24 protein-coding genes and 1 other RNA gene are annotated in these 24,788 nt (G+C 62.2%); 8 read left to right on the top strand and 17 right to left on the bottom strand.

The window, feature by feature from the left end:
• Positions 1-183 precede the first annotated feature (183 nt).
• The 3 genes from AMK00_RS18130 (at position 184) to AMK00_RS18120 (ending at position 3,235) form a co-directional block, all read left to right on the top strand.
• Positions 184-984 carry an inositol monophosphatase family protein gene (locus tag AMK00_RS18130; protein WP_064811297.1) on the top strand — a complete coding sequence of 267 codons (801 nt, stop codon included), beginning with the start codon at positions 184-186 and terminating at the stop codon, positions 982-984.
• A gap of 112 nt (positions 985-1,096) precedes the next feature.
• Positions 1,097-2,200, top strand: a complete 1,104-nt coding sequence (locus AMK00_RS18125; protein ID WP_064811296.1) for a MotA/TolQ/ExbB proton channel family protein — start codon at positions 1,097-1,099, stop codon at positions 2,198-2,200.
• A gap of 3 nt (positions 2,201-2,203) precedes the next feature.
• Positions 2,204-3,235, top strand: a complete 1,032-nt coding sequence (locus AMK00_RS18120; protein WP_064811295.1) for a peptidoglycan -binding protein — start codon at positions 2,204-2,206, stop codon at positions 3,233-3,235.
• 81 nt (positions 3,236-3,316) lie between these two features.
• On the opposite strand, the gene AMK00_RS18115 is transcribed toward AMK00_RS18120, so the two are convergent.
• The 5 genes from AMK00_RS18115 to AMK00_RS18095 all read right to left on the bottom strand — a co-directional run bounded on the left by AMK00_RS18115 (position 3,317) and on the right by AMK00_RS18095 (position 8,481).
• Entirely contained in the window at positions 3,317-4,588 is a 1,272-nt protein-coding gene (locus tag AMK00_RS18115) for an RNA polymerase sigma factor (protein ID WP_064811294.1), read from the bottom strand.
• Positions 4,589-4,595: 7 nt separating this feature from the next.
• The gene (locus tag AMK00_RS18110; protein ID WP_011426731.1) at positions 4,596-4,934 is read right to left on the bottom strand and encodes a YciI family protein; all 339 of its coding nucleotides are present in this window, start codon (positions 4,932-4,934) and stop codon (positions 4,596-4,598) included.
• 267 nt (positions 4,935-5,201) lie between these two features.
• On the bottom strand, positions 5,202-5,390 hold the full coding sequence (locus AMK00_RS18105; RefSeq protein WP_064804840.1) for a YegP family protein: 189 nt from the start codon (positions 5,388-5,390) through the stop codon (positions 5,202-5,204).
• A gap of 161 nt (positions 5,391-5,551) precedes the next feature.
• Positions 5,552-6,544, bottom strand: a complete 993-nt coding sequence (locus AMK00_RS18100) for a Bug family tripartite tricarboxylate transporter substrate binding protein (protein ID WP_064811293.1) — start codon at positions 6,542-6,544, stop codon at positions 5,552-5,554.
• A gap of 107 nt (positions 6,545-6,651) precedes the next feature.
• Positions 6,652-8,481 (bottom strand): ABC transporter transmembrane domain-containing protein, encoded by a 1,830-nt coding sequence (locus tag AMK00_RS18095; RefSeq protein ID WP_064811292.1) that lies wholly within the window; start codon positions 8,479-8,481, stop codon positions 6,652-6,654.
• Between the two features lie 192 nt (positions 8,482-8,673).
• Here AMK00_RS18095 and rpmE point away from each other — a divergent pair, with 192 nt between their 5' ends.
• Entirely contained in the window at positions 8,674-8,895 is a 222-nt protein-coding gene (gene rpmE, locus AMK00_RS18090; RefSeq protein WP_009990270.1) for a 50S ribosomal protein L31, read from the top strand.
• A 135-nt stretch (positions 8,896-9,030) separates the two neighbouring features.
• On the opposite strand, the gene rcdA is transcribed toward rpmE, so the two are convergent.
• The 3 genes from rcdA to AMK00_RS18075 all read right to left on the bottom strand — a co-directional run bounded on the left by rcdA (position 9,031) and on the right by AMK00_RS18075 (position 11,568).
• Positions 9,031-9,546 carry a protease adaptor protein RcdA gene (gene rcdA / locus AMK00_RS18085; RefSeq protein ID WP_004679442.1) on the bottom strand — a complete coding sequence of 172 codons (516 nt, stop codon included), beginning with the start codon at positions 9,544-9,546 and terminating at the stop codon, positions 9,031-9,033.
• Between the two features lie 391 nt (positions 9,547-9,937).
• Positions 9,938-10,129, bottom strand: coding sequence for a DUF1192 domain-containing protein (locus tag AMK00_RS18080; RefSeq protein ID WP_064811757.1), 192 nt, complete (start codon positions 10,127-10,129; stop codon positions 9,938-9,940).
• Between the two features lie 158 nt (positions 10,130-10,287).
• Positions 10,288-11,568: an MFS transporter gene (locus AMK00_RS18075; RefSeq protein ID WP_064811291.1), complete on the bottom strand. Its 1,281-nt coding sequence runs from the start codon at positions 11,566-11,568 to the stop codon at positions 10,288-10,290.
• 174 nt (positions 11,569-11,742) lie between these two features.
• On the opposite strand from AMK00_RS18075, the gene AMK00_RS32620 reads away from it, so the two are divergent.
• Entirely contained in the window at positions 11,743-11,907 is a 165-nt protein-coding gene (locus AMK00_RS32620) for a hypothetical protein (RefSeq protein WP_012485131.1), read from the top strand.
• Positions 11,908-11,927: 20 nt separating this feature from the next.
• Here AMK00_RS32620 and AMK00_RS18070 read toward each other — a convergent pair whose 3' ends face one another.
• The 8 genes from AMK00_RS18070 to tkt form a co-directional block, all read right to left on the bottom strand.
• Positions 11,928-12,851, bottom strand: a complete 924-nt coding sequence (locus AMK00_RS18070; protein ID WP_064811290.1) for a PhzF family phenazine biosynthesis protein — start codon at positions 12,849-12,851, stop codon at positions 11,928-11,930.
• A 391-nt stretch (positions 12,852-13,242) separates the two neighbouring features.
• On the bottom strand, positions 13,243-14,265 hold the full coding sequence (locus tag AMK00_RS18065; protein WP_064811289.1) for a class I fructose-bisphosphate aldolase: 1,023 nt from the start codon (positions 14,263-14,265) through the stop codon (positions 13,243-13,245).
• Between the two features lie 286 nt (positions 14,266-14,551).
• Positions 14,552-15,754, bottom strand: coding sequence for a phosphoglycerate kinase (locus AMK00_RS18060; protein WP_189637611.1), 1,203 nt, complete (start codon positions 15,752-15,754; stop codon positions 14,552-14,554).
• A gap of 70 nt (positions 15,755-15,824) precedes the next feature.
• Positions 15,825-17,699 (bottom strand): potassium/proton antiporter, encoded by a 1,875-nt coding sequence (locus AMK00_RS18055; RefSeq protein ID WP_064811287.1) that lies wholly within the window; start codon positions 17,697-17,699, stop codon positions 15,825-15,827.
• 329 nt (positions 17,700-18,028) lie between these two features.
• Positions 18,029-18,205 (bottom strand): hypothetical protein, encoded by a 177-nt coding sequence (locus AMK00_RS32615; RefSeq protein WP_164517807.1) that lies wholly within the window; start codon positions 18,203-18,205, stop codon positions 18,029-18,031.
• A gap of 142 nt (positions 18,206-18,347) precedes the next feature.
• Positions 18,348-18,662, bottom strand: a complete 315-nt coding sequence (locus tag AMK00_RS18050) for a hypothetical protein (RefSeq protein WP_064712150.1) — start codon at positions 18,660-18,662, stop codon at positions 18,348-18,350.
• Between the two features lie 133 nt (positions 18,663-18,795).
• Positions 18,796-19,806, bottom strand: a complete 1,011-nt coding sequence (gene gap / locus AMK00_RS18045) for a type I glyceraldehyde-3-phosphate dehydrogenase (RefSeq protein ID WP_064811756.1) — start codon at positions 19,804-19,806, stop codon at positions 18,796-18,798.
• An 84-nt stretch (positions 19,807-19,890) separates the two neighbouring features.
• Positions 19,891-21,864 carry a transketolase gene (gene tkt / locus AMK00_RS18040; RefSeq protein ID WP_064811286.1) on the bottom strand — a complete coding sequence of 658 codons (1,974 nt, stop codon included), beginning with the start codon at positions 21,862-21,864 and terminating at the stop codon, positions 19,891-19,893.
• A gap of 333 nt (positions 21,865-22,197) precedes the next feature.
• On the opposite strand from tkt, the gene AMK00_RS18035 reads away from it, so the two are divergent.
• The 3 genes from AMK00_RS18035 (at position 22,198) to ssrS (ending at position 23,095) form a co-directional block, all read left to right on the top strand.
• The gene (locus AMK00_RS18035; protein ID WP_011426717.1) at positions 22,198-22,473 is read left to right on the top strand and encodes a DUF4164 domain-containing protein; all 276 of its coding nucleotides are present in this window, start codon (positions 22,198-22,200) and stop codon (positions 22,471-22,473) included.
• 16 nt (positions 22,474-22,489) lie between these two features.
• Positions 22,490-22,867, top strand: coding sequence for a cell division protein ZapA (locus tag AMK00_RS18030; protein ID WP_064811285.1), 378 nt, complete (start codon positions 22,490-22,492; stop codon positions 22,865-22,867).
• A 69-nt stretch (positions 22,868-22,936) separates the two neighbouring features.
• Positions 22,937-23,095: non-coding RNA, 6S RNA (gene ssrS / locus AMK00_RS18025), on the top strand.
• 77 nt (positions 23,096-23,172) lie between these two features.
• Here ssrS and AMK00_RS18020 read toward each other — a convergent pair.
• Positions 23,173-24,645, bottom strand: coding sequence for an esterase-like activity of phytase family protein (locus AMK00_RS18020; protein WP_064804822.1), 1,473 nt, complete (start codon positions 24,643-24,645; stop codon positions 23,173-23,175).
• Positions 24,646-24,788 lie beyond the last annotated feature (143 nt).

Below are 24,788 nucleotides of genomic sequence, written 5' to 3'. Positions count from 1 at the left end.
CGATGGCAAATAAGACCGCGCTTTTCAAGCCTGCTGGCAGCCATGCGTGCCTCCCCTTGAAATTTCCGCGATTTTGTGGTCTTGAGGCCGCCAATCTTTGCAGCGCTGCCTGTCATGCATGTTCAGGGACATTTCCCGCCCCTGGCAGCGCGCGTCCCGTATCAGTCCCAAGGAAATGCGCCGATGGCCCGTTCAGCTCTTCTCAATGTCATGGTTCAGGCTGCTCTCAAGGCAGGGAAATCGCTGGGGCGTGATTTCGGCGAAGTGCAAAACCTGCAGGTTTCGGTGAAGGGACCAGGCGATTTCGTTTCCGCCGCCGACCGCAAGGCCGAGAAGATCGTCCGGGAAGAGCTGATGAAGGCGCGTCCGACCTATGGCTTCCTCGGCGAGGAAAGTGAAGAGATCAAGGGCACGGACGGCGCGCATCGCTGGATCGTCGACCCGCTCGACGGCACGACGAACTTCCTGCACGGCATCCCGGCCTTCGCCGTCTCGATCGCGCTCGAACGCAATGGCGAGATCGTTGCCGCCGTCGTCTTCAATCCGGCGACCGACGAACTTTACACTGCCGAGCGCGGCGGCGGCGCCTTCCTCAATGACCGGCGCCTGCGCGTCGCTGCGCGCCGCGTGCTGTCGGATTGCGTCGTCGGCTGCGGTGTGCCCGCGCTCGGCAAGCGCAATCACGGCAAGTTCCTGGTCGAGCTGCGCCACGTGATGGGCGAAGTGGCCGGCATCCGCCGCCTGGGCTCGCCGACCCTCGATCTCGCCCATGTCGCCGCCGGACGTTTCGACGGCTTCTGGGAGGCGGAGCTTGCGCCCTGGGACATGGCAGCCGGTATCCTGCTCATCCGCGAAGCCGGCGGCTTCGCCACCGATTGGGATGGCGGAACGGCCATTCTGGAGGGCGGCGCGATCGTCGCCGGCAACGAACACATCCATAAGGCGCTGATCGAGGTCATCAAGCGGCCGATCCCCGCCAAGTGAGCGCATGAAAAACCGGCTGTTGTAAAGTCACGGTTTTCGCCCCGGCATACTTCAATTCGGCACAATGTTGCTCTAGTCTCCGCCAGCAATGAGTTCGGAGGCTGCTGAACCTATGGAAAATGTGAATGTGGCGGAGATCGGCTCCACCGAAAAGACGGCCGGCGGTTATACCCACAGGCTCTCGAGCCCCATGCCCTTCCTCTGGACGATGCTGCTTTTCCTCGTCATTGTCGGGTTCATTGCCGCAATCCTCTTTCGGCAGACGCAGACCGCCTTCATGCACAACCCGGGCCTCAACGGCCTGATCCTCGGCGTTCTCGCAGTCGGAATCGTCCTTGTTTTCAATCACGTGCTGGCGCTTCGCCCCGAAGTGCGCTGGTTCAATTCCTTCCGCGCTGCCGGCAGCGCGGATAAGGTCAACCGTAACCCGCGACTGCTTGCGCCGATGCGGGCGCTGATCGGCAGCCGCAAGAGCTCGGTGGCGCTGTCGACGACGGCGCTGCGTTCGATTCTCGATTCGATCGCCACCCGCCTCGACGAATCGCGTGACGTTTCTCGCTACCTGATCGGCCTCTTGGTCTTCCTCGGCCTGCTCGGCACGTTCTGGGGTCTCATCGGCACGATCGGTTCGATCAGCGCCGTCATCCAGTCGCTCGATCCCGGCTCGAACGGCACGGGAGACGTGCTCTCGGCGTTGAAGGAGGGACTTTCCATGCCGCTTTCCGGCATGGGGCAGGCCTTCTCGTCGTCGCTGCTGGGCCTCTCCGGTTCGCTCATTCTCGGCTTCCTCGACCTTCAGGCCGGTCGCGCGCAGAATCGCTTCTATACGGAGCTGGAAAACTGGCTCTCCTCGGTCACCGATGTCGGCTCCGATCTTGCGCCGGCGCTCGACGCCGTTGCCGGGTCTTCCTCGGACGACATGCGCGCACTCTCCGAGTATCTGCGCAAAGTCTCCGAAGAAGGCGGCGTCGGCAACCAGCGCTCTGTCGCTGCCATGGCAAGCCTTGCCGAAGGCATTCAGGGTCTGGTCAAAAATATGCGCAACGAGCAGCAGATGCTGCGTGACTGGATCGAGGCACAGCAGGACGAGGCGAAAGCCATGCGCCGCACGCTCGACCGGCTGGCCGAGCGCATCGGCCTGCAGGAGCGGGGCGGCGAGCGGGCCGAGCGCCTGCGCGAGCGCACGAGCCATGCAGAAAAGAGCGAGGGCAAGTAAGCCATGGCACTTGCCCGCAACCGCCGCCGCGAACGCACGGTGGATTACTGGCCGGGCTTCGTCGATGCGTTGTCGACGCTGCTCATTTCGATCATGTTCCTGCTGACGGTCTTCGTCGTCGGGCAGTTTATCCTCAGCCGCGAAATCACCGGACGCGACGAGGTGCTCAATCGCCTCAATAGCCAGATCAACGAGCTGACGCAGCTTCTGGCGCTCGAAAAGGGCAGCAATCAGGATCTCCAGGATTCCGTCGCCAATCTGCAGGCTTCGCTCGCGACGGCCGAAGGCGACCGCTCGCGGCTTCAGGCGCTGCTGAACGCCGGTTCGGGCGGCCAGGATGCGGCACAGAAGCGGATCGGCGCGATGACGCAGGAGCTCGACGAGCAGAAGCAGGTGAGCGAACGGGCGCTGAGCCAGGTCGAACTCTTGAACCAGCAGATCGCCGCACTCCGCAGCCAGATCGCCGCGGTCGAGGCGGCGCTGCAGGCATCCGAGGAGAAGGACCGGGTCTCGCAGACCAAGATCGCCGATCTCGGCAGTCGCCTCAACGTGGCGCTGGCCGCTCGCGTGCAGGAACTGAACCGTTATCGGTCCGACTTCTTCGGTCGGTTGCGTGAAATCCTGTCGGATCGCGAGAATATCCGCATCGTCGGCGACCGGTTCGTCTTCCAGTCGGAAGTGCTGTTTCCCTCGGGCGGCGCCGATCTCAACCCGGACGGGCAGACGGAGATGGCGAAGCTCGCCGCCGCTCTTCTCGATCTCGCCAAGGAAATTCCCCCGGAGATCAACTGGGTGCTGCGTGTTGACGGCCATACCGACAATGTGCCGCTCGCCGGGACCGGCCGCTATCGCGACAACTGGGAACTCTCCTCAGAGCGCGCGATTTCGGTCGTCAAGTTCCTGATCGGCCAGGGCGTGCCGGCCGACCGGCTGGTTGCCGCCGGCTTCGGAGAGTTCCAGCCGATCGCGCCGGGCGATACGCCGGATGCGCGCGCCACCAACCGGCGCATCGAGCTGAAGCTGACCGAGAAATGATCAACCTGGCGAGGCTTGGCGCACCTGCTCTAGAGCGGTTCAGGTTTTCACGGAAGCGCTGAACCGCTCTAAGCGTTTGTTTTACGCAATTCCGGACGGAAAACCGCTTCGCACTTTTCCTGGAATTGCTTCCAGCCGGCTGGCGAGGAAGTCGCGCACGGCGGGACTGTCGCTGAGACCAATCGCCGTCATATAGGCATCGGCCGCCGCGATATCGTCGCCGGCGTGCGCCAGAAGAAAGGCGCGAACGGCCCAGTAGGGCTGATAGGCCGCGACGTCACGCGGATCGAGTGTGTCGAGCCGCTCCAGGCCGGCGGCCGCGCTCACCGCCCTGCCGATCACCGCAGCCTGGCCGACGCGTGCGCCGAGGATCGGCTTCATTGTCACGAGTGCGGCGTAGAGCGTCGTCAGCGCCTGCCAGTCAGTCGCTCCCGAAAACCGCCGCGCTGCATGCACGGATTGGATCGCTGCCTGGCACTGGAAGGGACCGAAACGGTCGAAACCTCCGGCCCTGCGCAGCAGCGCATCCGCTTCCGCAGTCATGGTCGCATTCCAGACCGCCGTATCCTGCTCGTCCAGCGGCACGTATCGGCCGTTGCGGTCGCGCCGCGCGCTGCGGCGGGCTTCGCAATGAAGCATGAGGGAAAGGAGACCAATCGCTTCCGGCTCGTCGGGCAATACCGTGAGAAGCGCGCGGCCGAGCCAGATGGCCTCGCCGGCGAGCGAATGGCGCTCCTCCTCACCGTCGAGGCCGTCCCAGCCGAGGCCGTAGGCGGCGTAGATCGCTGAGAGAACGGCGGTGAGGCGCCCCGATAGAGCGGGGCCGGGGGGAATGGCGAAAGGAATGCCGGCTTCGCGGATCTTCACCTTGGCCCGCACCAGCCGCTGGCTCATCGCTTCCGGTGACACGACGAAGGCCCGGGCGATGGTTTTCGCCTCGATGCCGAGAACCGTCTGCAGCATCAGCGCAGTATGCACCGACCTATCGATGGCGGGATGGGTGCAGGCGAAAAGCAGTTTCAGCCGCTCATCGGGAAAGACGGATTTTCCGGCCTCGTTCATGCGTTCCTCCGCTTCCTCGAAGGCAAGCGATATCGTCGCCTGTGCGTTGGCCTGGACGGAGCGGTGGCGGGCCGCCTGCATGAGGTTGCGGCGTGCGGCGACCATCAGCCAGGCTTCAGGATTATCGGGGACGCCGCGTTCCGGCCAGACGCGCAGGGCCGCAGCCAGGGCTTCCGACAACGCGTCTTCCGCTGCCGGCACGTCGCGCGAGCGGGCGGCGAGAAAGGCGACCAGCTTACCGTAGGATTGACGCGCCACCTGTTCGGCGGCGCGTCCGGCATCGGGGGGCATCGCAGCCTCACATCTGCAGGCGCGGGCGCACTTCGACCGAGCCCTTGTCGGAGATCGGGACGCGCGTCGCCCATTCGAGGGCGGTGTCGATATCGGGGACCTCGATCAGGTAAAAACCGCCGAGCTGTTCCTTGACCTCCGGATAGGGGCCGTCTTGAACGTCGTGATCCTCGCCCTTGCGCCGCACGATCGTCCCGGTCTCAGGGCTCGTCAACCCGGCGCCGGCGATCACGATTCCTGCCTGGCCGATCGCCTTGATGTAGGCCATCCAGCCGTCGCGATAGACGGGATCACCGCGCCGGGCGAAATCTTCTGGGGCTTCGCGAATGATGAGGGCATATTGCATGGAAAACTCCTGATCTCATTGTTGGCGTTGATCCAGGCGTCCGGATGTCGGAGAAGGATATCCCGAAAGTCGTCACGCCGGCGGAGCGGCTCAGCCGTTCCGAGACAATGAGGCGCGGCCAACGGTCATTTCGACACGGGTTGTAAAAAATATGCGAAAAAGTGAAACGGCGCATGAGCTCACAAGCAAACAGGCCGGGCTCGAAGCCGGCTTTGCTCGCGAATGCGGAAAGGCAGAGCGGCGTTCAAGCCGCTGCTGCCGCCTTGATCAGGCTTCGGCCTTGGTCTGGTCTACGATGTCGGCGCCGGGCGAGTTCTTCTTGATGGATTCGATGGCGTTCAGGGCGGACGCCTTCGCCTTGTAGCCTTCGGAACTGAACATGGTTTCGCCGTTCGATGCCTTGAATCGGAAACGGAACTCGCCTGATTTATCCTTGTAGACTTCGAATTTATACATTGATGTCTCCCAAAATGCTGAATTCCAACCATCAGCATGGCGGAGGCTAGACCAAAATGGTGAGCTTTTCCACCACCTTAATTAGAAGTGAATTACACGGCGTCCAATTGCGGCCGCTTCCATCGGATGCAAGCGAGGCGAGCGGCTGCATAGACCCGGCGTCACTCCATCTGGATGTTCGCGTCCTTGACGACAGGTCCCCATTTGGCGAGCTCGGCTTTCACATGGGCGGCGAGTTCCTCCGGCGTCGAGCCGACGATGGTGGCGCTGAATTCCTTCATGCGTTCGGCAACGGCCGGGTCTTTGAGTGCCTTGTTCGCCGAGGCGTTGAGGCGCGTCACCACCTCGCTCGGCGTGTTGGCCGGGGCAAAAAGCGCGTTCCAGGTATAGGTCTCGTAGCCCGGTATGCCCGACTCGGCGATCGTGGGCACGTCGGGGAAGGAGGGCGCACGCTCGGCGGTCGTCACCGCCAGCGCCCGCAGCGTGCCCGCCTTGATGTGGCTGGAGGACGAGGGCAGGTTGTCGAACATGATCGGCACCTGGTTGCCGATGACATCGTTCAGTGCCGGACCGGCGCCCTTATAGGGGATATGCTGCATGCTGACGCCGGCCATGGACTTGAAGAGCTCGCCGGAGAGATGCAGCGGCGTGCCGTTGCCCGACGAGGCGTAACTATATTTGTCGGGCTCGGCTTTCAGCAGCGCGACCAGTTCCTGCACGGTTTTTGCCGGCAATTCCGGATTGACGACCAGCACGTTCGGCACGACCACGAGCAGCGAGACCGGCGCGAAATCCTTCTCCGGGTCGTAGGGAGTCGATTTCAGGATCAGCGGATTGAGGGCATGGGTCGCGACGGTGCCCATCAGAATGGTGTAGCCGTCAGGCTCGGCTCGGGCGACGTTGCCGGCGCCGAGATTGCCGCCGGCGCCGGCGACGTTCTGGACGATCACCTGCTGGTCGAGATCTTCCGACATCTTCTGCGCGACGATGCGGGCGACGACATCGGTCGAGCCGCCGGCCGCGAAGGGCACGACCAAGGTGATCGCGCGATCGGGAAAATCCTCGGCCACAGCAGAGCTGCCGAACCCCACCATTGCAGTCAGACCAAGAGCGAGCGCGAGGCTCGTGCGTCGCGTCATGTTGGAAAGCGCCATTCCTATCTCCTCCCACGATTTCTACGGCAATCCCCACCCAGGGGCATGAAGAGGGTAGGGCAGGAGGCGGGAAAGACAACCGCGGCGAGGTGCAGCGGAACCAGACTTTAGTCTCGTGCGACCAGAGGCGCCTGCCGGCTATTGGCTGCGAGCACATCCTCGTTGGCGGCATCGAACTGCAGCCGGGCGAGGCGGGCATAGATGCCGCCGTGGCGGATGAGGCTCTGATGCGTGCCCTCCTCGACGACGCGGCCCTGATCCATGACGAGGATGCGGTCGGCCTTCAGCACGGTTGCGAGGCGATGGGCGATGACGAGCGTCGTGCGGCCGTCGACCAGGCCGTCGAGCGCCTTCTGCACCAGCGTCTCGCTTTCGGCGTCGAGCGCGGAGGTCGCCTCGTCGAGCAGCAGCACGGACGCGTTCTTCAGGATGGCGCGAGCAATGGCGATGCGCTGTCGCTGGCCGCCGGAGAGGGTGACGCCGCGTTCGCCGACCTCGGTCTCGTAGCCGTTATCCAGCCGGGCGATGAATTCATCGGCCTGGGCGGCAAGCGCTGCGGCGTGGACGTCCTCACGCGATGCACCGGGGCGGCCGAACGCGATGTTGTCATGGATCGATGCGGCAAAGATGGTGACGTCCTGCGGCACGATGGCGATGCGCTGGCGCAACTCGTCAGGTGTGGTCAGTCGGGCATCGACACCGTCGATCGCCACGCTGCCCTGCTGCGGATCGTAGAAGCGCAAGAGCAGCGAAAAGACTGTGCTCTTGCCGGCGCCGGAGGGGCCGACAATGGCGACCGTTTCGCCCGGGGCAACGGCGAAGCTCAAGCCATGCAAGGCAGATTTGCCGGGGCGCGAGGGATAGGCGAAATGCACGTCGGAAAACTCGACGCGGCCGCGGCTGGGCGAAGGGAGAGCCTCGGGGTTGGCGGGGGCTGATATCGGCGACACCTCGTCAAGAAGTTCGGTCAACCGGTCGGCGGCGCCGGCCGCCTGCGAAAGTTCGCCCCAGACCTCCGACAGCGCGCCGAGCGACCCCGCGGAGATCACGGCGTAGAGCAAGAACTGACCGAGCGTGCCGGCAGACAGCGTGCCGGCCAGCACGCTGTGGGCGCCGACCCAGAGCACGGCGACGACGCTGCCGAAGATCAGGGTGATAGCGATGCCAGTCAGCAGGGCACGCGAGCGGATGGCGGCGCGGGCGGCGTCATAGGCAGATTCGACGGCGCCACCGTAGCGCGCCGCTGCAGCATCCTCGCCATTGAAGGCCTGCACTGTGCGGGTCGCGGCGATCGTCTCGTTGGCGAAGGCGGACGCCTCGGCAAGCGTATCCTGGGCGGCGCGGGAACGCCTGCGCACCGAGCGGCCGAAGGCGACGAGCGGGAAGACGATCAGCGGGATCGCCCCGATGACGAGGCTCGAAAGCTTCGGCGAGGTGACGACCATCATGCCCATGGCGCCGAGACAGAGGATGAGGTTCCTGAGCGCCACCGAGGCGGTGGCGCCGACGGCGGACTTGATCTGCGTCGTGTCGGCGGTCAGCCGCGAGACAATTTCGCCGGACTGGTTGACGTCGAAGAAGGAGGGCGACAGCCGCGTCACATGGGCAAAGACGTCGCGACGAAGATCGGCGACGATGCGTTCGCCGATGGTGATAACGAAATAATAGCGCAGCGCGCTGGCGATCGCGAGCACGAGGGCCATGACCATCAGCATGGCGAAGTAGCTGTTGATGAAGCTGCCGTCGGACTGGGTGAAGCCATGATCGATCATGCGGCGCACGGCAAGCGGCAGGGCCAGTGAGGTGATGGCGGCAAGCGCCAGTGAAATCAGCGCGCCAGCCACCAGCCCGCGATAGCGCATGACATAAGGCGCCAGCCTGCCAAGCGGCCGCAGCGATCGTCTCTTGTTTTCCTCAGCCCGTGCCTGTTCTGCCAAATCGTCTCCGATCGCCTGCAGGACCCGCTAATGCGGCCTGTTGGCTCTTGTTATCCCGGCGTCCTTCATGTATAGGCACCGCATCCTAATGGGAAGCCGTAGCCATCGCGACTGCGGCTTCATTTATTCAATCGGTTCGTTGGTCGCAACTGCATGCGGCAAATTGAACTCCGGTATCGCAGGAAGATTGTTATGAAGGCAGGCATCCATCCCGACTATCACACGATCAAGGTAGTCATGACCGATGGCACCGAATACGAAACCCGCTCGACCTGGGGTTCGGAAGGTGCTGTCATGAACCTCGAAATCGATTCCAAGTCGCATCCGGCCTGGACGGGCGGCAACCAGCAGCTCATGGACCGCGGCGGCCGCGTATCCAAGTTCAACAAGCGTTTCGGCGGCCTCGGTCTCTAATCGCTTTTGATTGACGAAATTTCGCAAGGAGCCCGGTTCTGCCGGGCTTTTTTGCGTTGGCAGAACGGTGCGCAGCGGCAACAAAAAACCGGCCGCGCACCGCGCAGCCGGTCCAAATGGATTTAGCAGATCTGGTCAGTTGTTGCCGAAGGCCGTCTGCAGCAGGGAAAGCTGCGCCTGGACGCTGTTCTGATTGTCATGAACGATCACGGCTTCGGCCGGACGATAGATTTCGCGATCCAGCAGCGCGATGCGGTTCTGCAGGCGCAGGGAGCGCTCGACGAGGTCACGGAAGGATTCCGGCAGATCGCCCCAGCCGGGTGCCGCACGGTCGACGTTGAAGCCGTCGAGGCGGACCTTGTTCTTCTCGGCCAGCACCTGGTCGCGCGACATCTCGCCATTGTTGACGGCGCGCTGCAGCAGCAGCCACGAGGCCATCTGCATCAGGCGGGTGGTCAGCCGCATCGATTCCGCGGCGTAGAGGACGGATGCCATGCGCGGCAGAACCTTGGAGGCTGCGCGGCCTTGGCCGTCGAGATAGGCGGCGGTCTCTTCGACCAGCGACATGCCTTCGGCATAGAGTGCCTTGAACTGTGAGGATGCAGCCGCGCGGCCCGCAAAACTGATCGTGTTCAATCCAACTTCCGACATCGAAATAGTCCCTGTTGCACGCAGCTACTTATGGTCAGGTAACGCCGGGTTTGACGGAAAAGTTTCCGCGTCCGGTCTTTATGACTTTAAGATGGTATCATTAGCGCAAATGCGCAAGCCGTTTCTTAAGAAAGGGTTAATCTCCACAGTTTCATGGAAATGCGCCGGCCGCAGCAAAAAGAAGAGCCGCAAAAGCGGCTCTCAAGGTAAAACAGGGAGAAAAATCAGACCAATTCACCGCGTGGAAAACTGTCTGAGATCCAGAGAAAGCCTGGATGAGTACAGTAATACCTTATAAAGCTTAATATATTATTAACATTGTGCCGAATGAAGACTTGAGGTTGGCTCATTTTGCCTGCCTATGGTCTTGTTTTCGGAGGCTTTTAGCGGATCACGAGCGGAAGAAGCTTTCGGCGGCCTGCCGCCCGGATGCCTTGCGGGCGGCTTCGGCTTCGAGCCGGGCGATCTCGGTTTTCAGCAATTCCACTCGCGCCTTCAGCTCATCCACCGAAAGCATGGAGAGATCGGCTCCGATCTCGTGGGCGGTTTTCTTCTGCGGTCGGTCGTCATCGAAAAAGCTCATCAGTTCTCCTCCTTTTGCTGCCGGCAGCATAATGCCGAAAAACGCGGCCGGTACGGAATCGGAATTTAGGCCGATCCGGCCCAAATCCAGCCTCCCCTCCCATTTTCGTTTTGCGCGAGCCAAGGCGAAAACCGCAGCGCGGCTTTTTGCAGGAAGGCCTAACCGTACTTTACAGCAGGATCGCTGCTTTCGGGAGATTTGCCGCTGCCACGATCGGCCAGCGACATGCTCTGCGGTGTCAGCATCGGCGAAGTGCCGGTCGGGATCGTCGTGTAGGCGTCGCGGTCGCTGGCGGGGACGGCGGCGCGGATGCGGCTTCTGATGATGGCATAAACGGTGATCAGCACATGGGCGACGGCGGTGACCAGGAAAAGCGCGTGCGGGGTGATAGCCGACATGACGGGGCCGCCGAGCGTCGGGCCGATGACGGTGCCGATGCCGTAGAGCAGCAGCAGACCGCCGGAAACCTTGACGAAATCCTCCGACGCCGCGAAGTCGTTCGCGTGAGCGACGGCGATCGGATAGAGTGTGTTGGCCACCGCGCCGTAAAGGACAACGAGCCCGATCAGCAAGGCTGGAGATGTCGGGTGAAGCAGAAAGATCAGCAAGCCGGCGATGGCGGCAATCGCCGACAAAGCGGCGAGCACGTAGCGGCGGTCGATACGATCAGAAAGCCTGCCGGCCGGCAGCTGCATCATGGCGCCGGCGAAAATGGTTGCGCTCATCATGACGGCGATACTGGTGTCGGAAAGGCCGGCGCCGGCGCCGAAGACAGCGCCGAGCGTGCCGTAAGCGCCATTGGCAATGCCGACGAGCAGAATGCCGAGGCAGGAAACGGGCGAGTTGCGATAGAGCGCCGGCAGGTCGAGGCGCACGGCCTTCAGCGGCTGCGGTGAGGCCGCGGTCGATAGCGTCGTCGGCAGCATGGCGATGCAATAAAAGATGCCGCAGATCATGAACAGCACCGGCGTGCGCACATCTTCGAGCGGTATCATCATCTGACCGCCGACGACGCCGAGCAGTGTGATGCCGATATAGAGTGAGAAGATCGCACCACGGCTCTCGTTGCTGGCGCGCTCGTTTAGCCAGCTTTCGATGATCATCGACGTGCCGGCAGTGGAGAAGCCGGTCACCGCGCGCAGGATCACCCACCAGAAAGGATCGATGATGATGCCGCTGACCAGCGCGATGATGGCGATGATCGAGATGAAGCCGGAGAAGGCTCTGACATGGCCGACGCGGCGCACCAGTTTCGGCGCCACCAGGCAGCCGATGACGAAGCCGCCCGCCCACGACGTACCGAGCAGGCCGAGCGTCGTCGTGGCGTAGCCTTCGAGATTGCCGCGCACGGGAAGCAGGATGCCCTGCAGACCGTTGCCCATGAAAAGGAAGAGCGTGCCAAAGAGCAGCGCGGCGACGGACAGTAGATTTCTCTTCATTTCCCCAGACTCGGTCTTAAGCGATTTGCGATGGACATAAGGCAAGACCTGCGCCTGCCCAGCCTCAAGATGATTGATTGTGCCCCGGAATATCTTTACGGCGTGTCGAGATCCTCTTGTTCGCGCGGAAAAATGTCCGTCCTGTGACATTCCGAAAAACGGAAAAAATAAAGCATGACAAAGCTGATAGCCTTGCTGCTCATCCTTGCCATGGCGATACAGGTGATCAAGCCGCTCGGCTTTCCCGGCCTCCGGCGGCGCATGGATTTCTGGAAGATCGCGCTGATCGCCTTCGGCGTCTGGGCCCTGGCGCTTTTGTCGCGCGACTTCCTGATGTGAGCTCGCACCAAGCGGGACCGTCAGTCCTGCAGGATGATTTCTCCGCGCATGACGGAAACGCAGCGTCCCGAGATGACAACATCGGTGACGATCCCGCCGGATTTCACGACATCGAGGGCAATGATACTGCGGCGGCCCATTTCGACGCCTTGTTCGATGGTGATGCGGACATCCATATCGGCGTCCGGCGCAAGCGACACCAGATAGGCGCCGAGGGCGGCCGAAGCGCTGCCGGTTGCCGGGTCCTCGGGCACATTGTCGAGGGGCGCGAACATGCGAGCGCGAATGTTCCATGGATTATCGGCCGACCTGGCATAGACGAAGAGCGAAAAGTCGTGGCCGCTCGTCGTCTGACGGCCTGCGGCTGCTTGGAAACCGGCAAGGTTCGGGCGGGCGGCGGCCAGGCTTTCCAGCCCCTTCAATTCGGCGACGGCGAAGTTCAGGCCGACCGAGGCAAAGACCGGCGCGTGGGTAGTGGTGACGATGACGCCCGGATCGAGAGAGATGCAACGGCCAACGGTTTCCTCGGCAATGGTATCGCCGACCGTCAGCGGCTGCGGCGCGCGGATGGCGGCGGCCGCGACCTTTCCGCCGCTGCGTTTCAAATCCACTTCGACGATGCCGGCCTTTTCCTCGAACCGCAGTTTTTCACCGACCGGTCTGCCGAAGAGTTCTGCCTGCTGCCCGAGCACATAGGCGGTGCCGACATTCGGATGGCCGGCGAAGGGGATTTCCATCGTCGGGGTGAAGATGCGCACGCGGGCCGAATTCCGTGGATCTTCCGGCGGCAGGACGAAGGTGACTTCGGAATAGTTGAATTCGGTGGCGATCTTCTGCATCGCCGCATCGCTCAAGCCGCGCGCATCCGAGACGACCGCAAGCGGATTGCCCTCGAAACGGGTGGAGGTGAAGACGTCGACCGTGAGGTAGGAGAGGGTGTTCATGGCGGCTCCCGTTGTGGCAGGGCGTCATGAGTAAGCATGGTTTTTAAGGGAATGAAGCGGTTTCTTGTCGCCGTGACAATGAGAGGGTAGCGTCTTGCGCGGCCGCACTTATTGTCCACGCAACTTCCCCGGTGGCGATGGGGAGGACTGCGTCTCTCCAGTCTCCTCATTCCTGTGCGCCCCAGGGCTTCGCCCAAGGGACGTCACAGCAATCCAGCCACGGCGCGTCCGCGCCGTGAGTGAATCAATACTTCAGGGAAAAGAGCCTATCGCGCCCAACGACTTGGGCGCATTGGATTTCTGTGATGAGCACAGGAATGAGGGAAGCGAGGGGATTGGCGGGAGCGGCAACGCTGCGTTCGCCGCTCCCACCCGGATCCCAAGTCCACAATCAGGCGGCCTGTTCCAGGTCCTTCTTCCAGTTGCCCTTGGCGGCGAGGCTGTTCATCTCGGCGCGGTGGGTGAATTCGCGCTGGCCGGCGGCGACATTTTCCGGCTTGCCGTTCCAGGCCTTGAGGGCGCTGTCCTGCAGGGCGCGGCCATAGGAGAAGGTGACGAGCCAGGGCAGGTCAAAACCATTGATCGCGGAAAGATGCGCGGTCGCCTCTTCCGTGGTCTGGCCGCCGGAGAGGAAAGCGATGCCGGGAACCGCAGACGGGACCGTGCGCTTCAGCACCCGGACGGTCCGCTCGGCAACTTCCTCGACCGAAGCCTTGCGGGCGTTCTTGCCGTCGATGACCATATTGGGCTTCAGGATCATGCCTTCGAGGCTGACGCGGGCTTCGGCCAATTCCTCGAAAACGATCTGAAGCGTGGATTCGGTCACTTCGGCGCAGCGGTCGATATTATGGTCGCCCGGCTTGCCGTCCATCAGGCATTCCGGCTCGACGATCGGTACGATCTTGGCTTCCTGGCAGAGAGCCGCATAGCGGGCGAGCGCCTGAGCGTTGGCACGGACCGAGCCGCGGGTCGGCAGCGAGGACGAGATGGCGATGACGCCGCGCCACTTGGCGAAACGGGCGCCGGCTTCATAATAGCGGGCAAGGCGCTCGCCGAGGCCGTCGAGGCCTTCGGTGATGGTTTCGCCGGGGAATTTGGCCATCGGCTTGGCGCCGGTATCGACCTTGATACCGGGAATGGAACCGGCAGCGCGGATGATGTCGACGAAAGGCGTGCCATCGGCCGCCTTCTGGTAGAGCGTCTCCTCGAAGAGAATGACGCCGGAGATATATTTCTTCATCGCCTCGTCGGAGCGGAATAGCATCTCGCGATAGTCGCGACGGCTAGTTTCGGTCGATTCGAGATTGATCGTGTCGAAACGCTTCTTGATGGTGGAGGTCGATTCATCGGCCGCAAGCAGTCCTCGGCCGCCCGCAACCATCTGCACTGCAATGTCTTCCAGTCGTTCGCTCATTCGATCTCTCCACAGCGTTAAACATCGGCGGTTTAAGAATATAGGACGGCGATAACAGAAGTTTATAGTGAGGAAAATGGAAGGCTAAGTCATTGAAACGATTGAAATCAATTCAATCGTTTGAAAAAATGGGATTTTTTTCAGCTTTCGGGCAAAAGACCGCGGAAGGCGTCTCGCCACCGCGGTCTATCCACATGTAAAACCTACCAAATTGCCTTAGCGGCGCCGCACCGCCTATTGCAAGGTGCGACGCCGAATGCTCTTTTTCGCGCCAAGGCGCTCGGTCTTATCTGGCGGCGTTGAGGACGGCGACGCCAGGAAGTTCCTTGCCTTCCATCCATTCGAGGAAGGCGCCACCGGCGGTCGAGACATAGGTGAAATCGTCGGCAACGCCGGCATGGTTGAGTGCCGAGACGGTATCGCCGCCACCGGCAACTGAGGTGAGCTTTCCGGCTGCAGTGCGCTCAGCGGCATATTTCGCGGCAGCGACCGTTGCGGCATCGAAGGGCTCGATTTCGAAGGCGCCGAGCGGACCGTTCCAGACGAGTGTTGCGGCACGCTCGATCCAGGCGTTGATAGCTTCGACCGATTTAGGCCCGACGTCGAGCACCATGGCATCGGCGGGAATGGCGTTGATATCGACCGTCTCATTGGCGGCACCCGCCTTGAACTCGCGGGCGACGACGCCGTCTTCCGGCAGGATGATGGCGCAGCCTGATGTCGCGGCCTCGATCATGATCTGCTTGGCGGTTTCAGCAAGATCATGCTCGCAGAGCGACTTGCCGACATTGGTGCCACGCGCGGCGATGAAGGTATTGGCCATGCCGCCGCCGATGACGAGTGCATCGACCTTCTTCACAAGATTCATCAAAAGATCGATCTTGGTCGAGACTTTGGCGCCGCCGACGATGGCGACGACGGGGCGGGCGGGATTGCCGAGACCTTTTTCCAGCGCTTCCAATTCGGCCTGCATGGTGCGGCCGGCATAGGACGGCAGGTGATGGGCAAGGCCTTCGGTGGAAGCATGGGCGCGGTGGGCGGCAGAGAAGGCGTCGTTGACATAGATATCGCCGTTGGCGGCGAGAGCCTTGGTGAAATCAGGATCGTTCTTTTCCTCGCCCTTGTGGAAGCGGGTGTTTTCCAGCAGCAGAATATCGCCATTATTCATTCCGGCAACGGCGGAGGCGGCGGCTTCGCCGATGCAGTCGGAGGCCGTCAGCACCGCGTGATCGAGCACCTCCTTGACGGAAGGGGCGATCAGCGACAGCGAGAGATCCGGCGACGGACCGTCCTTCGGCCGGCCGAAGTGGGCAAGCAGGATCACCTTGGCGCCCTTGCCCGACAGTTCGAGGATCGTCGGCGCCACACGCTCGATGCGCGTCGTATCGGTGACCTTGCCGTCCTTGACCGGGACGTTGAGGTCGACGCGGATGAGCACGCGCTTGCCGCTGATGTCGGAAAGATCGTCGAGGGTCTTGAAAGAAGGCATGGGGAAGATCCAGTCTTGGTTGGCGGAAGTCGCGCCGACCATAGCAAGGATCATTCGAGACGCAAGGCGTTCAACGGCCGTTTTCGCGCCTGGCTTCGTCGCCTCCTGCCGATGCTTTGGCCGCGCCTTCGGAGGCCGCCGCTTCGCGATTCCGGCGTCCCTTCAGGCGGTCGCGGATGCGCTGAATGATGTCCTTGAGATTGATGAAGATCGGCAGCGTGATTGCCGGTTCGACCGCTTCGAGCGACATGCCGACGGAGGTGACGTGGTCGTGCTCGTCGAGATCACGGACGATGAGGATGATCGAGCCGAGACGGACGCGGTCGGCATAATCGGCCTTGCCGCCGAGGCGCTGCCGCATCAATTCCGCAATCGTCAGGCCTTTCTCGGATTCGTTGAGCAGGCCGGGCCCATAGGCGGCATCGAGATCGGCGGCAGGGCGGGCGGGCGAGAGCGCGAAGGCGCCGAAGAATTCGGCATCATCCTCATCGACCGGCGCACGGCTGGCGAAGAGCCGGTCGAGCAGGCGGGAATAGCTCGGCACGATGAAGAGATAAACCAGATCGTTTTCGCGCAGCCGCCCGGCATATTGATAACGCATTGACTTGCCGTCGCGGATGACAAGCGACGGGGTGGCCCAGCGTGGAATGCGCTCGCCGCGCAGCACCGGACTGTCCTTGATGACTCGGTAGGAGAGCAGTTCATGGTTGGCGGCGCCCGGAAGGTCGACCTCGACCTTGTCGACGGCGCCGATGCGCGGCGGAATGATCAGGCCGAGCTTCTTGGCGATCGGCTTGATCGTCCAGCCCTGAACGAGCAGGGAGACCAACACGATGATGAAGGCGGTGTTGAAAAAGAGCTGGCCGTTTTCCAGGCCGCCGAGGATGGGCATGATCGCAAGCAGAATGGAGACGGCACCGCGCAGGCCGACCCAGGCGACGAAACCGATCTCCTGCTGCGTATAATCGAACGGAAGCAGCGACAGCCAGATTGCCAGCGGGCGGGCAATGAAGATCAGGAAGAGGGCAAGCAGGATCGCCGGCACGATGATGGCAGGAAATTGTGATGGCGTGGCGAGCAGGCCGAGCACCAGGAACATGATAATCTGCGCCAGCCAGGTCATGCCGTCCTGGAAGCGTTTGATGGTGCCGAGTGCTTGCATTCGCCGGTTTCCGGCGTAGATGCCGGCGACATAGACGGCGAGGAAGCCGCTGCCGCCGACCGCACCGGCGAAGGAGAAGACGAGAAGGGCAAGCGCCAGCACGAAGATCGGCGTCAGGCCGCGATCGGTGTCGAGCCTGCTGACGATCAGCACGATCATCATGCCGCCGAGCAGACCGAGGATGACGCCGAGCCCCATCTGCTGCACGAACATGGCGAACATGCCGATATTGATGCCGGCATAACGCTCGCCGCTCGCCAGGACCTCGACGAGGGCGATGGTGAGGAAGATCGCCATCGGATCGTTGGTGCCGGATTCGACTTCCAGCGTCGAGCGCACCTTGTCACGGATGTTGATGCCGCCGATGCGTAGCAGGAAGAAGACGGCGGCGGCATCCGTCGAGGCGACGATCGAACCGAGCAGCAGTCCTTCCAGCCAGGTGAAGTTCAGCAGCCACATGGCGGCGACGGCAAAGAGCGAGGCGGTGATCAGCACGCCGACGGAGGCGAGCGTGAGAGAGGGCACGGCTGCCAGCCGGAAGGCCTGCATCGGCGTGCCGAAGCCGGAATCGAACAGGATGACGGCCAGCGCGATGGAGCCGAGAATATAGGCCAGATAGTTGTTGCTGAATTCGATGCCGAGGCCGTCGACGCCGGCGGCAAGGCCGATCATCAGAAACAGCAGAAGCAGCGGGGCGCCGAAGCGGAAGGCGAGCAGGCTCGAAAAAGCGGCAAGAAGCACGAGCGCCGTCGCGACCAGCACTACGATATAAAACGCTTCCATGCCCACCCCTTTCCATCGAATGCTTCGCGAACACGGCCACCCCGGGCCGATTCGCCTTGTCTCAACCCCTCCACCAGGCGCGTCGATGCGTCAGTAAACGGCAAAACGGCACAGAAGGGTAGGCCTTGCGGCTTAACCTCGTCTCGTGCTGCATCATGCTGCTGAACGGTTGCCGGACGGCCACCGACACGGAAATGCTACGGGAGAAACTCTCTACAAAGAATGTATAGGAAAATCAGGCAACAGCAGGGCGAAAGACGGGAAGATCGATTTTTCCTGCGGGTATCCGCAAACCGCAGCAGGATAGACACATTCCTTCATGCGGCCCGTCAGAACACTGCCTGAAGTATGATGACGGCGAGGAACGAAAGACCGATGAACGCGGCAACCCGGGCGGCCAGACGATTAGCCTTTGCCAACACGGCGGGTTTGACGTCCCGCTTGGGGTGAAACCGCTGCCGCCGCTTCAGGGTGGTTTGGGACAAGCGTTTTTGAGCCTCTGCCATTTATCGCCTCCACTTGGATCATCTCAGCCATTGTGCAGCGTTATTGCATTTCCTCAGTTTATCACGCTTGGCCAGCGGATTGCCAACCGTGATTCCGTTCTTCGGCCGCAGCGAACCCGTCGCTTCGAAATGGCTTTCACGGTCAGTCTTCGGTGTCCTCGCCCTCGTCGGTGAGGTCTTCGACCGGCACCAGGAAAACGACGAACTCATCGTCGATGGTCCTTTCCGGATCGTCATCGAATTCATAGGCGTGTTCGACTTCGCTGGCTTCCTCAGCCGTCGCTTTGCGCAGGCTGAGCGTCGCCTTCCGGTCCCACAGGGGCTTGCCCTCGGATTCTAGAATGGTCAGGTCGTCGCGAAAATCTTCCGCTTCGAAGAAATGCGTCGCTTCCTCATGGTTCTTCGAGCGAAAGCTGGCGACGGCGCGGCCGGCGATTTCAACGGTAAAGTAATCCATCCATCCCTCTTTATCTCCTCCGGATGGCAACACGGCCCGGAGGGTCATCAACGATGCCATGACTGGCTTCACACGCCTATAACAAAAACGGCCCGGTTTCCCGGGCCGTTCATGATTTTCAATGATCCACCGCTCAGATGAGCTTGGCGAAAGCGACGGCCGTGTCCGACATGCGGCTGGAGAAGCCCCACTCGTTGTCGTACCAGGACAGGACGCGCACGAAATTGCCTTCCATGACCTTGGTCTGATCGGTTGCGAAGATCGAGGAGTGGCTGTCGTGGTTGAAATCGCGGGAGACGAGCGGCTCGTCGGTGTAGCCGAGGATGCCCTTCAGCTTGCCGTTGGAGGCAGCCTTGATGGCTTCGTTGATTTCGCCGACCGTGGTGGCCTTCTTGGAAACGAACTTGAAGTCGACGACCGAGACGTTCGGGGTGGGAACGCGGATCGAGGTGCCGTCGAGCTTGCCCTTGAGGTGCGGCAGCACGAGGCCGACGGCCTTGGCGGCGCCCGTCGAGGTCGGGATCATCGAGAGAGCGGCAGCGCGGGCGCGATACAGATCCTTGTGCATCGTGTCTAGCGTCGGCTGGTCGCCGGTGTAGGAGTGGATCGTCGTCATGAAGCCGTGGTCGATGCCGACGGCGTCGTCGAGAATCTTGACGACCGGAACCAGGCAATTGGTGGTGCAGGAGGCGTTGGAGATGACCATGTGCTCCTTGGTGAGCTGGTCATGGTTGACGCCGTAGACGACGGTGAGATCGGCGCCATCGGCGGGAGCCGAGACGAGGACGCGCTTGGCGCCGGCCGTCAGATGGGCGGCGGCCTTGTCGCGGGCGGTGAAGATGCCGGTGCATTCCATGGCGATATCGACGCCGAGCTCGCGGTGCGGCAGCGTTGCCGGATCCTTGATCGCGGTGACCTTGATCGGCTTGCCGCCGCCGACGATGATCGTATCGCCTTCGACCTTCACTTCGGCCGGGAACTTGCCGTGGATCGAGTCGTAACGCAGCAGATGGGCATTGGTCTCGACCGGGCCGAGGTCGTTGATGGCGACGACCTCGATGTCGGTGCGGCCGGATTCGACGATAGCGCGGAGGACGTTACGGCCGATGCGGCCGAAACCATTGATGGCAACCTTGACTGTCATGTTCATTCACTCCCGATAGAATAGGGCCCGATAGGCCGGGCGGCCTGGAATTGAGGAGATGGAGAGCGCCTCAAGGCGCCCTCTTTAAAGCTTTGCTTCGGCAGCCGCAACGACGGCGTCGGCGGTGATGCCGAAATGCTTGTAAACGTCCTTGACCGGACCGGACGCGCCGAAGCTCTTCATGCCGATGAAAGCGCCTTCCGGCCCGATGAAGGCGTCCCAGCCCTCGCGGACGGCGGCTTCGACGGCGATCTTGACCGGGGAGTTGCCGAGCACTTGCTTGCGATAGGCTTCAGGCTGTTCGAAGAACAGTTCGGTGCAGGGCACCGAGACAACGCGGACCGAAACACCCTTGGCTTCAAGGGCTGCGCGGGCGGCGACGGCGATTTCGACTTCCGAGCCGGAGGCGAAGATCGTCACCTTGGCGTCGGCATTGCCGGCGAGCGTGTAGGCGCCCTGTTCGCAAAGGTTCTTTTCGCTGTATTCGGTGCGGGCCGGGTTGAGGTTCTGGCGCGTCAGGGCAAGGCCCGACGGACGGTTGTGCGTCTTGATGGCGATCTGCCAGCATTCCGCCGTTTCCGTGGCGTCGGCCGGCCGGAAGACCAGCAGGTTCGGGATGGCGCGCAGGCCGGCGAGCTGCTCGACCGGCTGGTGCGTCGGGCCATCTTCGCCGACGCCGATCGAGTCGTGCGTCAGGACGTGGATGACGCGGATGCCCATCAGTGCTGCGAGGCGGATCGGCGGGCGGCAATAATCCGAGAAGATCAGGAAGCCGCCGCTATAGGGAATGAGGCCGCCATGCAGCGCAATGCCGTTCATGGCGGACGCCATGCCGTGCTCGCGGATGCCCCAATGCACGTAACGGCCGGCGAAATCCGTCGGCGTGATCGAGTGCATCTGGCTGGTCTTGGTGTTGTTCGACGGCGTCAGGTCGGCGGAACCGCCAAGCGTCTCCGGCACGAAGCCGTTGATGATCTCCAGCGCGTCTTCGGATGCCTTGCGGGTTGCGACCGTCGGCCTGGTCTCGGCCAGCTTCTTCTTATATGCGCTGATCGCGGCATCGAAACCTTCCGGCAGGTCGCCTGCCATACGGCGGGAGAATTCCGCTCTGGCCGGCGATCTGGACAGAGTTTCTTCCCATGCCTTGACGACATTGTCGGAACGGGTGCCGGCTGCGCGCCATGCATCGAGAACGTCCGAGGGAACGACGAAGGGCTCGTAATCCCAGTTCAGCGCCCTACGGGTGGCGGCGATCTCGTCGGCGCCGAGCGGGCTGCCGTGAACCTTGTGGCTGCCGGCCTTGTTCGGGGCGCCGAAGCCGATCACCGTCTTGCAGGCGATGAAGGTCGGGCGATCAGACTTGTGGGCGGCCTCGATTGCATCGGCGATGGCGGCCTGATCGTGGCCATCGATCTCGATCGTGTTCCAGTGAACGGCCTTGAAGCGGGCGATCTGATCGGTCGAGTCCGACAGCGAAACGGCGCCGTCGATGGTGATCGAGTTGTTATCCCAGAAGAGGATCAGCTTGTTGAGCTTCAGGTGGCCGGCAAGGGCGATGGCTTCATGGCTGATGCCCTCCATCAGGCAGCCGTCGCCATTGATCACGTAGGTGTAGTGGTCCTGAAGGTCCGCGCCGAATTCCTCGCGCAGCTTGCGTTCGGCGATCGCCATGCCGACGGCATTGGCGATGCCCTGACCGAGCGGGCCGGTGGTGGTCTCGATGCCGGTTGCGTGGCCGTATTCGGGGTGGCCGGCGGTCTTGGAGCCGACCTGACGGAACTGCTTCAGGTCCTCGATCGTCATGTCGGGATAACCGGTCAGATACAGCAGCGAATAGAGCAGCATCGAGCCATGGCCGGCCGACAGCACGAAGCGGTCGCGGTTCGGCCAATGCGGCTTCTTGGGGTCGAAGCGCAGATATTTGGTGAACAGGACCGTCGCCACGTCAGCCATGCCCATCGGCATACCAGGGTGGCCGGAATTCGCCTTTTCAACGGCGTCCATGGCGAGGAAACGGATCGCGTTCGCCATCCGGTCGTTTTGTTGGAGAGAGGTCATAGCTTTTCTGCAAGCTCCGGGTGTCGGGGGATGGCCTCGAGCCTCCAAGACCATCGAGTGAAAGCGGCTGACACATAGCAGTTGGGGCTGGCGAGTCAATCAATGGCGGGCCAAATCCCAGCGGCCTGCGGCAATTTTTTGACATTTGATCGCGCGACTTTACAAAAGACCAAACCGGCGCGGCGGGCCTGCCCAACACGTTCATCCACAGGTAGGCAGGCTGCCGGGTGACGGGATTTATTGACGGGCCGTTGGCGAGCTGCATATCCTCTTGAAATCACAAGATCGGCAGATGTGGCCGATTCGCAGGTCCTGCACGGGAATCGGAAAGGCATGATGCCCACAGGCAAAACCATGGAAGCAGCGCTCGACGAATTGAGACAGGCGATTTCGAGTCTCGAAAACGCCGTCGACATGCGCATCGAGCGTCAGCGAGAGCAGGGTGAGATCGAGGGCGAGGTGCGACGTGTGCATGCCGACCGCTCCCGTCTGGCCCAGGAGCTCGACCAGGCCGAATTTCGCGCCAACCGGCTGGAAGAGGTCAATCGTGAGGTATCGCGGCGGCTGGTGACGGCCATGGAGACGATCCGCGCGGTTCTGGACCGCTGATGAGAGAGAATTTGATATGGCGCAAGTGACGGTAACGATCGACGGCAAGGCCTATCGCATGGCCTGCGAGGAAGGGCAGGAGGATCATCTGACCGATCTCGCCACCCGTTTCGACCGCTATGTCGGCCATCTCAAGGGCCAGTTCGGTGAGATCGGCGATCTCAGGATCACCGTCATGGCCGGCATCATGATCATGGATGAGATTGCCGAGCTGACGCGCCGCATCGCGGGGCTGGAAACTGAGCTGGAGTCGCTGCGCGGCAACCGCGACACCGTGCTTGCCGCGACCGCCCGCACTGAGGAAACGCTGGCGGCGGCGCTCGGCGAGGTTTCGAGCCGCATTCGCGGCATCACCGACAAGCTGAATGGCCGGGCCGCTCCCGAACTCAATTGATGTCAATTAAATAAAAACGGGCTGTCGTCGCCACTGGCGCGTCGATGCAAACGACCTTATATATCGCGATGCGGTCTGCGCCTCTCGACAGGAACCACAATCCCTGGGGCCATACTCGATCCAAAGGGAGCTGTCCCTGTCCGGGCTCGTGGGCCTGGACACACGGTGCCCACCTACGTTTGTAGGCGCCCAGGATCGTAAACATCCATCGGTCGTCGTGGATCGCACCTTTTCCTTTCATCATCGACGAAGACGCTGGATCACGGGCAAACGCGGCTCGCGCGTCCGCCCCTTGTGGCGCGCAGTTACTTCTTCAAGCCGGGAAGCGTCACCTGGAAAACCTGGAACATGGTGTCCACGTCGGCGCCGCCGTCAGCCTTATAGGCGGCCCCCACCTGAAAGCCATCTTGCGTCAGGAAGTCGTTGTCGTTGGCGACGAACAGGAAGTAATCGTCCGGCAGCTTCGGGTCGAGGACACTTGCCAGACCCATGGCTTCCCATTTTTCCGATAGATCGTTCCTGTCGTTCGGCGCACCGTTGTGCAGGCCGAAGCGGCCAAGCTCTGCCTCGTCGTTGAGGTCGATAAACGGCGTCAGCGTCGCCGGCGTCAGCGACGGGTCGAGGACACCTTTCGGTGCGACCGCCTTGCCGGCGTCGAAATCGCTGCCGGCGATATCGGTCGCGGCGGATAAGTCGACGATGTCGATCTTGCGATACAGAGATTTGTCCCCCTTCACGCCCTGGCCGTTGCCGCTGTCACGGGCAAGCATCAGGAAGGTCTTGTCGGAAAGGGCGACGATCTCGCTCTCGGCGGCGATCGTCGTCTTGCCCTTGGCGTCCTTGAAGACCGGCAGCGGCACGACATATTCGTGCACCAGCTTCAGATGATCGGGATCGGCGGCGTCATAGATCATGGCGCGGGTATTCTGGCGGGTCGAGCCGGAATCGCCGCCGTCCTGGCGGGCCGCCGACTGCAGTACGGCAACGATAAACTTGCCGTCGGGCGTCATTGCCATGCCTTCGAGACCCTGGTTGTTCTGGCGGCCTGTTTCGGGGTCCTTCGGATCGGGAGCGGACCCGCCGGGACCGGGATTGTTTGAGGCGAAGCTCAGCGCGCCCTTGCGCATCGGCAGAAGCGCCTTGGGCGGCTGGGTGGCTGAAAGCAAGTGGCCATCGGCAGAGAAGCGATAGATATAGGGGCCGTATTCGTCGCTGACGAACATAGTGCCGTCGCCCATGCGGATGATCGCCTCATCGTCGAGGGCGATCTTGCCGTTCGCCGCCTGCGGCAGCGGCGGGAAGTTGCCCGCAGCGGCGCGGACGCCGGATTCCGGGTCGAGACCGGTCGTGTTCACGCCCTTGTCGTCAACAAAGAGCATGGAATCGACGAGTTTCGCCTCGACGCCCGATTGCTCCTTGCCGGCCTCGGGGGCCGCGCCTGGCGCGGTCGGGGTCAGAATGATCGAGAGGGTGTTCAGGCGCGGGTGGTAGTCGACAGTGCCGGCGACATTGTAACCACGGTCGGGCAAAAGGTAGAGCATGCCCTTATAGCTGGCGCCATCCCGACTCCAGGCGGCGGCGTCGATCGCCATGCCGGAGCCGGAGCCGAAGGTTTCACCGAATTTGTCGCGCTGGTTGGCCGGAATGCGGCCGACGCCGACCAGGCCCTTATTGACGAAACCGGCGGAATTCTCCGCCCTTGCCATGGCGGGAATGGCGGCGGATGCCGCGAGAACTGCGGCGAACAGCCGCGTTGCATATGGTCTGACGTTCTTCATGAAATAGCCTCTCGGTCAAAAGCGTTCCTGCAACGGTTCCCGCCCGCAAGCTGGACACCGTTTCGAATGACATTCCTCGGCTTCGGGATCGATTCCTCAGAACGGAACACGCCCGGATTTCGCCCCCTATCCCGGCTAAACGT

Source organism: Rhizobium sp. N621 (assembly GCF_001664325.1).
In the GTDB taxonomy this organism is placed as follows: Bacteria; Pseudomonadota; Alphaproteobacteria; order Rhizobiales; family Rhizobiaceae; genus Rhizobium; species Rhizobium esperanzae.
The sequence above is the reverse complement of the archived record's forward strand: the minus strand, read 5'-3'. Positions and strand labels throughout refer to the sequence as shown.

Bases quoted from the DNA above. Each gene is read 5' to 3' on its own strand.
- AMK00_RS18130 (WP_064811297.1), top strand. From the start codon at position 184: ATGGCCCGTTCAGCTCTTCTCAATGTCATGGTTCAGGCTGCTCTCAAG.
- AMK00_RS18125 (WP_064811296.1), top strand. From the start codon at position 1,097: ATGGAAAATGTGAATGTGGCGGAGATCGGCTCCACCGAAAAGACGGCC.
- AMK00_RS18120 (WP_064811295.1), top strand. From the start codon at position 2,204: ATGGCACTTGCCCGCAACCGCCGCCGCGAACGCACGGTGGATTACTGG.
- AMK00_RS18115 (WP_064811294.1), bottom strand. From the start codon at position 4,588: ATGCCCCCCGATGCCGGACGCGCCGCCGAACAGGTGGCGCGTCAATCC.
- AMK00_RS18110 (WP_011426731.1), bottom strand. From the start codon at position 4,934: ATGCAATATGCCCTCATCATTCGCGAAGCCCCAGAAGATTTCGCCCGG.
- AMK00_RS18105 (WP_064804840.1), bottom strand. From the start codon at position 5,390: ATGTATAAATTCGAAGTCTACAAGGATAAATCAGGCGAGTTCCGTTTC.
- AMK00_RS18100 (WP_064811293.1), bottom strand. From the start codon at position 6,544: ATGGCGCTTTCCAACATGACGCGACGCACGAGCCTCGCGCTCGCTCTT.
- rpmE (WP_009990270.1), top strand. From the start codon at position 8,674: ATGAAGGCAGGCATCCATCCCGACTATCACACGATCAAGGTAGTCATG.
- rcdA (WP_004679442.1), bottom strand. From the start codon at position 9,546: ATGTCGGAAGTTGGATTGAACACGATCAGTTTTGCGGGCCGCGCGGCT.
- AMK00_RS18080 (WP_064811757.1), bottom strand. From the start codon at position 10,129: ATGAGCTTTTTCGATGACGACCGACCGCAGAAGAAAACCGCCCACGAG.
- AMK00_RS18075 (WP_064811291.1), bottom strand. From the start codon at position 11,568: ATGAAGAGAAATCTACTGTCCGTCGCCGCGCTGCTCTTTGGCACGCTC.
- AMK00_RS32620 (WP_012485131.1), top strand. From the start codon at position 11,743: ATGACAAAGCTGATAGCCTTGCTGCTCATCCTTGCCATGGCGATACAG.
- AMK00_RS18070 (WP_064811290.1), bottom strand. From the start codon at position 12,851: ATGAACACCCTCTCCTACCTCACGGTCGACGTCTTCACCTCCACCCGT.
- AMK00_RS18065 (WP_064811289.1), bottom strand. From the start codon at position 14,265: ATGAGCGAACGACTGGAAGACATTGCAGTGCAGATGGTTGCGGGCGGC.
- AMK00_RS18060 (WP_189637611.1), bottom strand. From the start codon at position 15,754: ATGCCTTCTTTCAAGACCCTCGACGATCTTTCCGACATCAGCGGCAAG.
- AMK00_RS18055 (WP_064811287.1), bottom strand. From the start codon at position 17,699: ATGGAAGCGTTTTATATCGTAGTGCTGGTCGCGACGGCGCTCGTGCTT.
- AMK00_RS32615 (WP_164517807.1), bottom strand. From the start codon at position 18,205: ATGGCAGAGGCTCAAAAACGCTTGTCCCAAACCACCCTGAAGCGGCGG.
- AMK00_RS18050 (WP_064712150.1), bottom strand. From the start codon at position 18,662: ATGGATTACTTTACCGTTGAAATCGCCGGCCGCGCCGTCGCCAGCTTT.
- gap (WP_064811756.1), bottom strand. From the start codon at position 19,806: ATGACAGTCAAGGTTGCCATCAATGGTTTCGGCCGCATCGGCCGTAAC.
- tkt (WP_064811286.1), bottom strand. From the start codon at position 21,864: ATGACCTCTCTCCAACAAAACGACCGGATGGCGAACGCGATCCGTTTC.
- AMK00_RS18035 (WP_011426717.1), top strand. From the start codon at position 22,198: ATGATGCCCACAGGCAAAACCATGGAAGCAGCGCTCGACGAATTGAGA.
- AMK00_RS18030 (WP_064811285.1), top strand. From the start codon at position 22,490: ATGGCGCAAGTGACGGTAACGATCGACGGCAAGGCCTATCGCATGGCC.
- AMK00_RS18020 (WP_064804822.1), bottom strand. From the start codon at position 24,645: ATGAAGAACGTCAGACCATATGCAACGCGGCTGTTCGCCGCAGTTCTC.